Origin of the sequence: Aphanizomenon sp. CS-733/32 (genome assembly GCF_028330045.1) — a bacterium.
Taxonomy (GTDB): Bacteria; Cyanobacteriota; Cyanobacteriia; order Cyanobacteriales; family Nostocaceae; genus Dolichospermum; species Dolichospermum gracile.
The window spans coordinates 15,129-29,038 of record NZ_JAQMSE010000248.1 but is presented as its reverse complement, the minus strand read 5'-3'; the positions used below and the strand labels follow the sequence as shown (position 1 = coordinate 29,038).

Sequence of the window (13,910 nt, the reverse complement as noted above, 5' to 3'; positions counted from 1 at the left end):
ATGCCATTAACCACTATTTACATCCATATAACTACTCCTATGGCTTACGCCACCCTAGGCTATCAGCAAACCCTACAAAGATATTACTTAGTTTCCATCCAATTATCCCCTGCATGAATATCAACAACTAAAGGCACAGATAAAGAAACTGCATTTTCCATCACTAACTTAACTTGTGGTTGCAATTCTTCCCACTCTGGAGGAGGAACTTCAAACACTAATTCATCATGAACTTGCAACAACAACCGCGCTTGATATTTCTTCAGAACCTCATGCAATTGCACCATTGCTATTTTGATAATATCTGCACTAGAACCTTGAATTGGTGCATTAGCAGCAGAACGGAGTAACCCAGCATCATATTGACCTAAATTCTTTAATTTCTGTAAATTAATATCTTCTAACTTACTACCTTTTAACTGCCGTAAACTATTACTAGTAAACTCAAAATAACGTCGTCTACCCAAAATAGTTTCGACATAACCATAGGCGATCGCTTCTTTTTTCACTTTCTCCAAATATGTAAAAACATTGGCATATCTTTCATTAAATCGCTCAATAAATACCTTCGCATCTGTCGGATTTATTCCCGTTTCTCTAGCGAATTTTTGCACTCCCATCCCATAAATTACTCCGAAATTAATCGTCTTCGCAAAACGCCGTTCATCTGAAGAAATATCTTCTTTCTCAAAGACTAATTTCGCCGTCACAGTATGAATATCTTCATTTTGCTGGTAAGCTTGAATTAACACAGGTTCTTGACTCAAATGCGCCAAAATCCTTAACTCAATTTGTGAGTAATCAGCAGCTACCATTAACCAACCTGATTCCGGTAAAAAAGCTTTTCTAATTTGGCGGCTAAAAGCAGTGCGAATCGGGATATTTTGTAAATTGGGATGAGAGGAAGATAATCTACCTGTAGAAGTTGCAGTTTGGTTAAAATCAGTATGTAATCTTTGACTTTTGGGATGTACTAAAGCTGGTAAAGCATCTACATAGGTAGATTTTAATTTTGACAAAGTCCGATTTTCAATAATTGCTTCTACAAAACCAGTATGATCAACTTCTTGAAGTTTTTCTAAAGTTGCTGCGTCTGTAGAATAACCAGTTTGAATTTTGCGGGAATATTTGGTACTTAAGCCTAATTTCTCAAAAAGAATATGACTCAACTGTTTAGGAGAACCTAAGTTAAATTTTTCTCCAGCAATTTCGGTAGCTATTATTTCTAACTTAGCTAATTCTGTTTCTAATTGCTGTGAAAGTTCTTTTAGATAATCTGAATTAATCCGAACTCCCGTATATTCAACTTCCGCCAAGACTGCTTCTAAGGGTTGTTCAACTTCATTTAATAGTTTATATAAAGTTGGAGTTTCTACTAACTTTTTCCGTAATTTCGGGACTAATGCAAATGTAGAATAAACATCCATTCCGCAATAATCAGCAACCGCAGCAATACTAATATCAGCGATAGTCTTTCCTTTAGGAACTAAATCTCCATAGCTTTTCACACTCAATCCCAAATATCGCAAAGATAAATCACTTAAATTATGACTACTATCGGGATTAATCAAATAACTAGCTAACATCGTATCAAATACCACTCCAGCTAAATTAATTCCTTGACACCGCAGAATTAGGCGATCAAATTTAGCATTTTGTAAAGCTTTGGGATAATCAGCACTTTCCAAAATCGGACGCAGTGCTTCTAATACTAAATCTCGACTTAAATTATCGCCGATTTTATGACCAATGGGAATATAAGCAAGTTCATCTGATTCTGTTCCCCAACAGCAACCAATTCCCACCAAATCCGCATCTCGTGGTTCTAAAGCAGTAGTTTCTGTATCCCAAGCAACGGGGTTCTCTGGATTTGTGAGTTTGCTTAAAAGTTTTACCAATTCTGTTAATTTAGCTTCTGTATTAATAATGCGTGGCTGAATTGGTGAAGCATTTTGTTTTATTTCTTGTGCTGTATCGTCTGCACTAAAAAACCATAAATCATCATCTGTTTCTGCTGTGATTTCCCCTACCTTATTCTCTACAACTTCTCCGCCAAATTTTTGTTGTATTTCATTAATTGTCTCTAAAAATCTTTTAAACTCTAATTTCTCTAAAATCGGAATCAGTAAGTTATTATCAAAACCTGTTAACTGACAATCTTCTAAATCAACTTCTAGAGGAACATCACAAACTATCTCAGCTAAATAACGAGATTTTTCTGCGTCTTCTTTACCAGTAATTAGTTTTTTCTGAGTCGCACCTTTAATATCATCTATAGCTGCATAAATTTCTGCCAAAGAATTATAAGTATTTAATAATTGAACTGCTGTTTTTTCCCCAATTCCTTTAACTCCGGGAATATTATCTGATTTGTCACCACATAAGGCCTTAAAATCAACAATTTGTTTAGGTAATACTCCTAATTTCTCTTTTACTTCTTCGGCTCTAAATTCAGCAATACTATTTGTAGAACGTTTTAATGCTTCCGGAGAGAAGTTTAAAACTGTAATTTCTTTATCAGCATCAATTAGTTGAAATAAATCCCTATCCCCGGAAAGTATTTTAACTCGATACCCAGAAGCTGCGGCTTTTTGTGCTAATGTTCCCAGTACGTCATCTGCTTCATAACCAGGTGCAGTGACTATGGGTAAATTCAAGCTTTGTAATAACTCATAGAGGTTTTCTAAGTCGAGAATAAAGTCTTCTGGAGTTTCCGCACGTCCAGCCTTGTAAGTATCATCAGCTTCATGACGGAAAGTAGGTAAAGCCAAATCAAAAGCTACAGCTATAGCTTGCGGCTGTTGTGTGGCTATTACCTCTAGCAAACATTTAATAAAACCGAAACAAACACTAGTGGGGATACCAGCTTTTGTGCGAAGTCCTCCGTCTCTACCTTTAGCAAAAGCAAAGTAGGAACGAAAAGCTAGAGAATGTCCATCTACAAGGATGAATATGGGTTTGTTGATAACGGAAGAATTAAAAGTCAACTGCTTAACCAAATTAGAAACTTATTACATTCTAATTTTTTTTCTCCAGATTTAATATGCAACATAGTAAGTAGTCTATCAACCCGAAAATGACAGGTGATTTTAGTATTTATACTTATTGACAGAATTGCCTCTATCTTGATTTGTGACCAATGATGCTAACCTATTTAGAGGAGATATTTATTTTTGCCTTTTACCTGTTAATTCTGAACTGTTACTGATGTACCTATACTCACTTGGCTATACAACATTCGCACATCAGAATTACGCATTCTCAGACAGCCGTGAGAAACGGCTGCCCCTACCAGGTCAACATTCGGCGTACCATGAAAGCCAATTTCATTACGGCCATCTGACCAGAAACCAATCCATCTATCTCCCAAAGGACTATCAGTACCGCCCTCAAAAACAGCCCCTGTAATAGGGTGTCGCCAGATGGGATCGTGTTCTTTGTGGATAACTTTAAAATTGCCAGTTGGTGTTTCCCAACCCTTTTTACCGATAGCGATTGGGTAACTAGCTATTACTTCATCATATCGAGAAACATAAACACGGCGATCGCTCAAATCTACTACAACTTGAGTTGTATTTGATACTGGTATTGATCCCTGAGAATTATTGACTAGATCTGTAACTTGCTCCTGGCTTGACTTTTGTGTTTTCCAAACAGCAGCTTTTTGGGGAGAGTTAGGCACAGAAGCCGCAATTGCACTGTTGCCAATTTCCACTGATGAACCCTGTGGATAAACATCTGTGGATGCAAACTGATTTAATTGTCCTGTTGTTCTCATAGTGTGCCAATGGACGGCCAGAGATAAAATTGCCGTACCAAAACACAGAAACATGACCATACTCACTACAGATTCATTTCTTGCCATTGCCATCGCCTATTATTTATCCCTGACATATTTGGCTAAAGGTGAGTGAGCGCGGGAATTTTACCCATTACCACTCAAGCATTTAGTGGACAGTTCTCAATCTGATCACCACTCCTAACTCTAACAAAAAGTTAATTCATAGTCTTCTTTAGCTGATTCTTTCGTACTTACTTGACGATAGAATAAAATGCTGAAAACTCCTTTCTATATATATTTCCGTGTTTCGATTATAAATCCGTCACCTTACCGAGGAACTTTTGATCTATGATCCAGTCTAATAGACAGGAGTGATTTAACGCCAGTCTGATCCATGAGTCAATCCATTAGTGTATCTTGGTCAACAGTTGATGCCACCTATCCAACAGCATCGGTGCAAGTTGACAAACTCTCGAACCACGATCTCATTTTGCGCTGTCAAGTCGGATTGCGTCCAGAACGCGCTGCCTTTTCAGAACTGTTACGTCGCTACCAGACTCAAGTTGATCGAGTTTTATATCATTTAGCCCCCGATTGGTATGATAGAGCCGATTTAGCCCAGGAAGTTTGGATTCGTGTCTATAGGAATATTAACCGACTACAAGAACCTGCCAAGTTCCGAGGTTGGTTAAGTCGCATTGCCACAAATTTGTTTTATGATGAATTACGTAAACGCAAACGGGTCCCTAGTCCCCTATCATTAGATGCTCCCCGCACCTTAGATGATGGAGAAATGGATTGGGAAATTGCTGGTGATGTCCCAAGTCCAGATGAGCAACTAACTACTAGAGAATTTTATGAACAGTTGCGAGAAGCGATCGCCGACTTACCAGAAGTTTTTCGGACTACAATTGTTTTAAGAGAAATTGAAGGCATGGCCTATGAAGAAATTGCCGAAATTACCGGAGTTTCCCTGGGAACGGTGAAATCTAGAATAGCCAGAGCCAGATCAAGATTACAAACTCAGTTACAAAGCTATCTAGATACATAATCTACACCATGTTTCCTCAATTCTATGGCAGATTTTAAGAAATATTAAGGACTGTCAACGAAAATATATATTTTCTGCCATTGAGAAGCCAAAATGAATCAACGGGTACTATAAATATGGAGAAGCGCGATTGTTTCGAGTTATTAAGTGCTTACCTGGACGGCGAAGTTACAGCTACTGAACGTAGGCAAGTTGAAGAGTGGTTATTAACTGATGCTTCAATCAGATGCCTGTACAAAAGACTATTAAATCTTAGAAAAGGCTTGCATAGCATCCCTGTTCCCGCCAATTCTCAGTCATCAGAAGCAACGATTAACCAAGTTTTCGCCCATGTTAATCGCCGTTACCGTTTGAACTGGATGTTAGGTAGTGCCGCCGCAGTAGCTTGTATTTTGGCAGCAATATCTGGCTTATTACCCAGTAATTCCAGAATGCTAGAAATGGCCACAAGACAACCCACAGAATTAACACCAACAGCCTCAGATTCGCCCTTAATGGTGGCTGTAAATAACCCAGTGATTGAAATTCCCAAAACAGCAGTAGCACCTAGCGAGAAGCCAGTTAACAACCTCAATTAATTACCTGGCGGGTAGACTTTTTGTAATATCATAAAACACACCCAAGCCTAATCTGAAAATAAGTGGTTTAGCTTGTAAACCTCTATGTACTGGCGATTATAGGGGTTTTTTGATGTTGATTGATTTGTTCGCTAATTCGCTAAATGCTTGAAAAGCCAAATGCACCTTCACCAATTTGCTTGATAATTTTGTATCTACTCAGAAGTGTAGTCATCTGATTGGGATAAAAAAAGTTTTTTTAAATTAAATGTATTATATGACTCAACTTCCCACTTTTACCTAAATATTTTAATTTTTTTACATAAAATTACGTAAAGATGTTAGTACAATATTAACGAACCTGCGTGGACTCATGAAATAACCCACGCAGTTGAATTTTGTCTATTTAGCCACGTTCACGAAACCTACCGGGGACATGTTTCCAATCTCCCAATTTTCTTACCAACCTTGCATTTCCACTAATTCCATACACAAATCATTAATTTGCTCCAAATCAGGACGATGTGGTAAACTAGATTGCTCATAAAAAATATCCATTTGGGCAACCAAATCTTCCGCCATTTTTATCAACTCATCATAACTATAATCACCTCGTAAAATAGCCTTTAAATCATCAATATCACCAGCTAAATTTCTATCTACAATTAATTCTCCTGTCCGCAAAATTTCTAAACCACTGCGTAGTAATCGAATACAGTGCATTCCGTGTTTTAAATCATAACCTGATTTCTTTTCCATTTCTGCTCTAGCCGGATTTCTATTTTCCTGCCAAGATATATAAGCCTTCCATTCTCGCAACGCAATTTGATAGCTTTGACTTTTTTGCAAAAGCCGAATAAAATCTTTACGCCCATAAGTTAAATTTTGGGTATATGCCAAAGTTTCATCAGCTAAAGTGTATTGTTTCAAAACACCTTTAAAATCAATATCCGCAGTTAGCAATTTATATAACTGTTCTGATTCTTCCAAAAATTCAATTTTTCCCCTAATTAAAAGATAAAGATATTCCAAAAAGGCATTTAACTCATCCTTGCTTAACGGAATTTCATCCATAATATCAAAATCAGCGGGAATAGGTTTATTCGTAGGTGGATTTAATAACCATTTACGATGAGTTTCCATCTTCTTGATTTGAGCAAAAGCATAACCAGCATAAGTATGTTTTACCTTTTTACTGAAAAATAAATTACGGTGATTAATTAAATATTGTCCGACATTTGTTAAAAAAGGATAATTCGTTAACCACAGCAATTCTAAAACATTGGGATTTGCCCCAGCCAATAAATGAATAACCTTTCTTAATTCATAAATCACCGTATCTTCATTACCATCTATAAACGGAAATATCCCTGGTTCATCCCAACCCGAATCCTTTTGTTCAATACTATCAAAGCCTAAATAATAGCGTTTAGGAGCAATAAATACACCACGATAATCATAATCTGATTCAGGACGATTTAAACCATAACCATGACTACCAGCTAAACCCACAAAAATAGTTCTTTGTTCAACTTCAATTCTTTTCATCTTTATCTAAGTAGGTTAGCATTAAAAATCGTCGTTATGGCAAGGTAAGAGGCAAGAGTGAAGAGGGTTTGGGCGATTTTACTGTTCTTTACACAGATTGGTTTTCTTGTGTTCATCTACTTAATAAAAAGTAAACTTTTATTGTCAGCATGAACCTAAATTGTAACTGGTAATTAGTGCAATTATCAAATTTTTCAATATTCTCCCGATTTTCTTGAGTTTCACTTCGGTCTACCCAACCTACAATTTTCTCAAGACCGGGAATTTTAAGTCATTGATGAAAAATCTGAACCTGAATATGTAGTAAAAAAATCCGAGCAACCCTATTAAGTCGCTCAGATTAGTTAAAAAATCTTCCATCTGTGTCAGAATCAACTACAAATTCAAGAATAATCTTTTCGGAAATTAGTGGAGAATAAAATTATTTTTTCTAAAAGGTTGACTGATTAGCTACCAATCGGGTAACATATTGGATTGTCTGTCTAATTCCTGCTCGGATCAGGTAGACATACTTCAAAGGCTGGCAGAAGCTATAAATATAGCGTCTCTACAGGAGATAATAGCCAGCTACCTGTACGGCAACTCAAGGACAATTTTAATGACCTACGCGATTATCGAAACTGGCGGTAGACAAATGAAAGTAGAAGCAGGTCGCTTTTACGACATTGAACTACTAACCGCTGAACCAGATGAAAAAGTTACTATCAACGCAGTATTACTTGTACATCACGAAGGCGCAGTTTCCATTGGACGACCTTTAGTAGAAGGTGCGACAGTGGAAGGGACAATTATGCGACATTTCAGAGGTCGCAAAGTCCTGGTGTATAAGATGAAACCTAAAAAGAAAACCCGCAAAAAACGGGGACATCGCCAAGAAATTACCAGATTTTTGATTAATTCCATCAATCTTAACGGCGAAGTTTTAGCTTACGAAGAAGCCCCAAGGATGGCTGAAAGTCCGGTTATTAATGCTGATTTCGTGGCAGAAACCGCAGAAGAATCATAAATAAGGTTAAGTTGCTAGTTAAGGAATAGGTAAGAGGTGAGCAAGAGTAATTTAATTACCAATGATTAATCATCTTTTTCCTAGCCTAAACTAGATGACTAGCTGGGATAAATAAAGTAAATAGAAAAGAGGAAATCATGGCTCATAAGAAGGGAACGGGTAGTACACGAAACGGTCGTGACTCTAACGCTCAACGGCTAGGTGTAAAGCGTTACGGTGGACAAACTGTACGCGCAGGTAATATTCTCGTCCGTCAACGTGGTACTAAGGTTCACCCTGGTAATAATGTTGGTATCGGTAGTGATGATACTTTGTTTGCTTTAGTTGATGGTGTTGTTACCTTTGAAAGAAGAGGTAAAAGCCAGAAGAAAGTTAGCGTTTATCCAGTAGCGGTAGAAGCTGTAGAAGCGGTAGCTGGCTAGTACCGCAGAGCGGAAGTCAAAAGTCAAAACGAAGACAGTATAGGCTTTGTAACGATTGAGAATGGTTGGTTCACTTACGCCGCAGTGTACTAGTTATTTATTAGTCACTAGCCATTAGTTAATGACTAATGACTAATGACTAATTCTAAATGTAGTAATTGATAAGTGCGCCCAATCCTAAACCTAGCAGTGAGCAAGAGGATATATAGCCAAAAGCTAGTGCTGGTTTTAAACCGACTGATTGAAAGTCTATTTTAGCTAAAATAGTGGCGCAGATAATAAGTAACGTATCAAGAAATACTCGAAACCAGGCAATCATTAGAAAAAATAGGAAAGCTGCTAAGATAGCCACCAAAAAAGTCCTCGCGTTTGACTTGAAGAAAATATGAGAATAATCATCAAGTTTTAGCCAAGGGTTGGTGACGGAAATTAGAGATAGCAGGACAGTTAGCACAGTTATCAGCCGTACATACCAAGGGGCTTTTTCTTCAAATATCACCCAGCCTAATGTACTGTAACTCAGCAATACAAGTGTTAGAGAAAACCAAGGAATTTTTTTCAAAATTGACATATAGCAAAAGTCAGGAGGTAGGGGCGCAGGGCCTGCGCTCAGTCAGAAGTCAGGACGACGGAAAAAGGAAATTTCTTCCCTAGTTCTTATAAACTTGGCGGTTGCTATAACTGGAAAAGTTCTGTACCCCACTCAGTTACGAATCGTTATATACTAGTATTTTCAATATCAGTTGCATTCATTATTTCACAGATTTACTGAACCTATAAGGTTTCTAAAGGTTGAATTTCACTCCTGATTCCCATTTCGGGAGAATAAATATCAACATTTAGTTAAATTGTTCATAAATATTTGTAAACTGTTAGCAGTTGAGTAGCCATCTGGTATATCATAAAGGATTGATCATGAGACAACTTGTTATCGTCGAGCGCGTATGCCTAATTGGTCATATCGTTTCTATGGTATTTGGACTGGTGGGAATACTGATTGTTATTCCCAATGCTGAGATGATTGTCAGCTTATCAGAAGTTGGACAAAGTGTCATGCAGTGGAGCATGGCGGGCGGCGGTGTGGTATATATGATTTTAGGAGCGCTAGGAGTGTTCCTCTATGCTTACCGAACTTTAGGTTTGGGACGCGCTTTAGGATTTTTAATACCATCTGTATTAATTTCGTTGACTAGTGAATTATTAGGAACTAGCACTGGCTTTCCTTTTGGCCACTACAGCTATTTAAGTGGTTTGGGTTATAAGATTTCCGGGTTAGTACCTTTTACAATTCCCCTTTCATGGTTTTACGTGGGATTAGTTTCTTATGTATTGGCGCGGGCGGGTTTAGAGGTAGATAAAAAACCCAGTTTGTTCCGTCACGTGGGAGCAATTGTTTTGGGGGCTTTACTGCTCACTTCTTGGGATTTTGTGCTTGACCCAGCTATGAGTCAAACTTCTCTTCCCTTCTGGTATTGGCAACAACCTGGGGCTTTCTTTGGAATGCCTTACCAAAACTTTGCAGGTTGGATGGGTACTGGGTCGTTATTTATGACTGTTGCGGCTTTGTTATGGAGCAAAAGCCCGATTAAATTGGATAAGTACCAATTGAATGTCCCTTTATTAGTTTATTTGGGTAATTTTGGTTTTGCGACAGTGATGAGTTTGGCGGCTGGGTTTCCTATCCCGGTATTGCTAGGTGTGGCGTTAGGTGTAGCTCCTGCTGTCCTACTGTGGTTTAAGGGTTCTAACGCACCTGCAACGGTAAATATTGAAGCAGCTACTAAGGAAGTTGCTGTTGCTAATGTGAAGGTTGCTTTTAAATAAGAATAGGAAAGAGGGAATAAGAAAAGCAATTTTTGTAATTTCCTCTTTCCAAATTGCGTCAGGAGTCAGAAGTTAGAACGAAGGAGGAAAGGAAGAATTATCTACAACATGAAAAAGTGCCTACAATTATTATCTAGGGTTTCAGAGTTTAGTTAGAAAATTTAGGTGCGGCGTTGTTTAATATTACCTGCTGAATGTGGGCTCATAAATTAGCAGATTAGGTACTGAAGAACTATTTCAAAAATATCAATAATCTGAGTTACATTTGCAGAATGTGGGTTGTCAATGCGTCAGCCCTAAAATAATCCCCCAAACCTTTTCACTGGAAGGTAATGGGGGGAATTTTCATGTTGCAGCAAAAAGTGAATTTAACTCTAGTGAACAGTAGAGAAGTTAAGCTTTAAATAAGGAAGAGTTAATTTTACATGAATTTTCTCCAAACCAGATTTCTGTAACGCTTCTTTCTTCTTTCTCCTGGCTGGGCGCAGACCCTGCGCCCCTACATCCTGACTTCAATTACTCCTCATAACCTTGGGTACTACTAGGACTTTATCAACCCGATTTCCGTCCATATCCATAACTTCAAACCGCATACCATCCCATTCAAAATGATCTGCGGCTGCGGGAATCCGGCCTAAATGGGTGATGACAAAACCGCCTAATGTTTGATAATTTCCTCTTTCTTCATGTTCTAATTCTTCAAGATCAAATAGTTCTAAAAATTCTTCTATGCCTAACATTCCATCTACTAACCAAGAACCATCTTCCCGTTGTACGGCTTCAGGTTCTTCTTGTCCTGGTTCTGTGGGAACATCACCGACGATTTCACTCATGATGTCATTGAGGGTGACTAAGCCTTGAATTACGCCATATTCATCTACGACTAAAGCCATGTGTGTGACGGTTTGTTTGAATAATTCTAAAACTTTTAAACCGCGTGTGCTTTCGGGGACAAATACGGGTTGACGTAACCCTAGAGTTAAGTCTAAGGGTTCGTTGCGTAAACTTCTGGCTAATAGGTCGGTGACGGGAATAATCCCCAGAACGTTATCTAGTCCTTCTTGACAAATGGGATAGCGAGAATAGCTGCTTTCTGCCATTTTTTGGCGGTTTTCTTCGGGGGGATCTTCCAAGTCTAACCAAACTATATCAGGTCGGGGTGTCATAAAGGAGGTGACGGGGCGATCGCCTAACCGGAAAACTCTCTCTACCATGTCCTGTTCTGCTTCTTCAAATGTTCCCGCTTCTGTCCCTTGTTCAATAAGAATTTTGATTTCTTCTTCTGTGACTTGTGGTTCAGCAGAGGGGGTAATTCCCAATATTCGCAAAACTAAATCTGTAGATGCGCTCAAAAGATAAACTATGGGTGAAGCAATTTTCGCTAAAGCCCGCATGGGTATGGCTACTGAAGCAGCGATTTTTTCGGGGTTATTTAAAGCCAGACGTTTGGGGACGAGTTCACCAACAATCAGGGAAAAATAGGTGATGAGTAAGACTACGATGCCAAAGGCGATCGCATTGCTATAATTAGCTAAAATTGGAATTAGCTTGATATAATCTTCTAATCTTTTGGCAATGGTCGCACCACCAAAGACACCATTGAGAATATTAATCAGTGTAATCCCTACCTGGACGATGGAAAGAAAATGATTGGGAGATTCGGCGAGTCTTAATGCAGCTTTGGCGTTGACATCTCCTTGGTTAGCTAACTGCTGTAGTCTGACTTTCCGGGCTGAAACTACGGCCATTTCCGACATGGAAAATAACCCATTGGCGAAAATTAGCACTAAAATCGTTAAAATTTCAAACGTGAAGGAAGACATTTTTAAAATTGCTGGTATAAAGAATAGAAGTATACGGTGATCAAAAGTTGCCCAGTGTTCATTCAATCAGACTGATCTTAGTATCCAGTATTTTAGGTAATTCTCTAAATACTTTGACTATACACAAAGTAGTAGCTATATTGCTTCTGTCTATGAGTAGTTCGGTTTGATTCTTTCCTCTTTATCGTCAAGAGAGGGGTTAACACTTTTAAAATGGTTAATAGGAAATACTTCGAGATTTTCACGTTAGCAGCGACTTCCTTTTTTTAGCGTAAAACTTATGGCCTTTTCTTCTATTGTGCGTGCTTTAACACAATTTGTCACTAGCAAGTGTTTTAATTAATAAAGCACTTTTAATAACGCTTAGTTACAATAATTAAAGGAAGTAAGTTGAAAAACCCGGATGAAACCTGTCCCAATTCGTCGCGTTAGGTACTGTAGTATTTTCAGTCTGGCTATTGATAATTGCCCAATTTACTAAAAATATGGTTTAATATTTAGTTAATATTATTTACTATTCAATGAGAGAAATGAAATCTTTATTTTCTACAATATCAAAACAAATAGAATTACCTTTGCAATTAGTAATTTATCCAAATAAATTTACTTTTATTGACTTGTTTGCAGGTATCGGTGGATTTAGAATTGCTTTAGAAAAATTAGGTGGTCAATGTTTGGGTTATTCTGAAATAGATAAACAAGCTAGTAAAGTGTATCAACAAAATTTTATTAATTATTTAAATAAAAATGAGATTGAATTAGGAGATATTACAAAAATCAATCAACTACCTATTAATATTGACATAATAGTTGGTGGTGTACCTTGTCAACCTTGGTCAGTTGCAGGTTGTTTAAGAGGTTTTGAAGATCCTAGAGGTAAATTATGGTTTGATGTAATTCGTTTAGTTAATCAAAGTCAACCGAAGGCTTTTATATTTGAAAATGTAAGTGGATTAGCAAATCCTAAAAACCGTGATAATTTAGAACTAATTTTAAATGAATTGACACATATAGGGTATTGTGTGAAATGGAAAGTTTTAAACGCTTATGATTTTGGTTTACCGCAAAATAGAGATAGAGTTTTTATTGTAGGAATTAGAAATGATTTAGAGAAATATCAAGAATATAATTTCCCTCATCCTTTAAATATTCATCCTAAAGTTTTAGATATTTTAGATGAACTTAAAAATATCAAATGTGTTGAAAAAGTTAAATTGGATGCAGATATTTTATTTAAAGGTGCGATTCCACCATCAAGAACCCGATTTCAAAAAGATGATGAATTAAATGATTTTTTTATTTTCTCAGATTTACGAAATGGACATACAACAATTCACTCTTGGGATATTATAAAAACGAGTGATAGAGAAAAAATAATCTGTTTAACTCTTCTCAAATATAGAAGAAGTAAAAAATATGGGGAGAAAGATGGTAATCCTTTATCATTAGAAAACTTTCAGGAGATAATACCTGATATAGATATAAATGAATTAAATGAATTAGTTAAAAAACAAATATTCCGGTTAACTGCTGATAACAAGTATGAATTTGTTAATTCTAAAAATATGACCGGTATTAATGATATTTATCGCATCATTTTACCTACTGCTGATATTTTTCCAACTTTAACAGCTACTGGTGCAAAAGACTATATTGCAACAGTATCTATTCATGCAAATCATCCAGAAGATTATAAAAATCTTTTTCTAGAAAAAATTTATCAACCTAAAAAATATATACCAATCACTGCAAAACACGCTTGTAAATTGCAAGGTTTTCCTACAGATTTTGAATATCACCCGAAAAATGAGGTAGCTAAAAAACAATTTGGTAATGCTGTTCCTGTACCTGTGGTTGAGTATGTCACTAAAGAATTACTTAAAATTATTGATATCTAA

11 protein-coding genes are annotated in these 13,910 nt (G+C 37.1%); 6 read left to right on the top strand and 5 right to left on the bottom strand.

The annotated features are described in order from the left end of the window. Positions 1–83: 83 nt before the first annotated feature. Both polA and PN471_RS21970 read right to left on the bottom strand, forming a co-directional pair. Positions 84–2,987 carry a DNA polymerase I gene (gene polA, locus PN471_RS21975; protein ID WP_271778643.1) on the bottom strand — a complete coding sequence of 968 codons (2,904 nt, stop codon included), beginning with the start codon at positions 2,985–2,987 and terminating at the stop codon, positions 84–86. 200 nt (positions 2,988–3,187) lie between these two features. Continuing rightward, the gene (locus PN471_RS21970; protein ID WP_271778642.1) at positions 3,188–3,871 is read right to left on the bottom strand and encodes a L,D-transpeptidase; all 684 of its coding nucleotides are present in this window, start codon (positions 3,869–3,871) and stop codon (positions 3,188–3,190) included. A 304-nt stretch (positions 3,872–4,175) separates the two neighbouring features. Here PN471_RS21970 and PN471_RS21965 point away from each other — a divergent pair, with 304 nt between their 5' ends. Together PN471_RS21965 and PN471_RS21960 are read left to right on the top strand one after the other, a co-directional pair. Beyond that, positions 4,176–4,832, top strand: coding sequence for a sigma-70 family RNA polymerase sigma factor (locus PN471_RS21965; RefSeq protein ID WP_271778641.1), 657 nt, complete (start codon positions 4,176–4,178; stop codon positions 4,830–4,832). 116 nt (positions 4,833–4,948) lie between these two features. Further along, positions 4,949–5,410 carry an anti-sigma factor family protein gene (locus PN471_RS21960; protein WP_271778640.1) on the top strand — a complete coding sequence of 154 codons (462 nt, stop codon included), beginning with the start codon at positions 4,949–4,951 and terminating at the stop codon, positions 5,408–5,410. Between the two features lie 438 nt (positions 5,411–5,848). On the opposite strand, the gene PN471_RS21955 is transcribed toward PN471_RS21960, so the two are convergent. Beyond that, complete coding sequence (locus PN471_RS21955; RefSeq protein ID WP_271778639.1) at positions 5,849–6,937, bottom strand: nucleotidyltransferase domain-containing protein; 1,089 nt, start codon at positions 6,935–6,937, stop codon at positions 5,849–5,851. A gap of 598 nt (positions 6,938–7,535) precedes the next feature. Between PN471_RS21955 and rplU the strand changes: the two genes are divergently transcribed. Together rplU and rpmA are read left to right on the top strand one after the other, a co-directional pair. Beyond that, entirely contained in the window at positions 7,536–7,943 is a 408-nt protein-coding gene (gene rplU, locus PN471_RS21950; protein WP_271778638.1) for a 50S ribosomal protein L21, read from the top strand. A gap of 137 nt (positions 7,944–8,080) precedes the next feature. Beyond that, positions 8,081–8,365: a 50S ribosomal protein L27 gene (rpmA, locus tag PN471_RS21945; RefSeq protein WP_193895045.1), complete on the top strand. Its 285-nt coding sequence runs from the start codon at positions 8,081–8,083 to the stop codon at positions 8,363–8,365. Positions 8,366–8,510: 145 nt separating this feature from the next. On the opposite strand, the gene PN471_RS21940 is transcribed toward rpmA, so the two are convergent. Continuing rightward, positions 8,511–8,936 (bottom strand): hypothetical protein, encoded by a 426-nt coding sequence (locus tag PN471_RS21940; protein ID WP_271778637.1) that lies wholly within the window; start codon positions 8,934–8,936, stop codon positions 8,511–8,513. A gap of 344 nt (positions 8,937–9,280) precedes the next feature. Here PN471_RS21940 and cruF point away from each other — a divergent pair, with 344 nt between their 5' ends. Continuing rightward, positions 9,281–10,189, top strand: coding sequence for a gamma-carotene 1'-hydroxylase CruF (cruF, locus tag PN471_RS21935; protein ID WP_193895041.1), 909 nt, complete (start codon positions 9,281–9,283; stop codon positions 10,187–10,189). A gap of 512 nt (positions 10,190–10,701) precedes the next feature. Here cruF and PN471_RS21930 read toward each other — a convergent pair. Further along, positions 10,702–12,012: a hemolysin family protein gene (locus tag PN471_RS21930; protein WP_271778636.1), complete on the bottom strand. Its 1,311-nt coding sequence runs from the start codon at positions 12,010–12,012 to the stop codon at positions 10,702–10,704. Positions 12,013–12,542: 530 nt separating this feature from the next. Between PN471_RS21930 and PN471_RS21925 the strand changes: the two genes are divergently transcribed. Then, positions 12,543–13,910 (top strand): DNA cytosine methyltransferase, encoded by a 1,368-nt coding sequence (locus tag PN471_RS21925; protein ID WP_271778635.1) that lies wholly within the window; start codon positions 12,543–12,545, stop codon positions 13,908–13,910.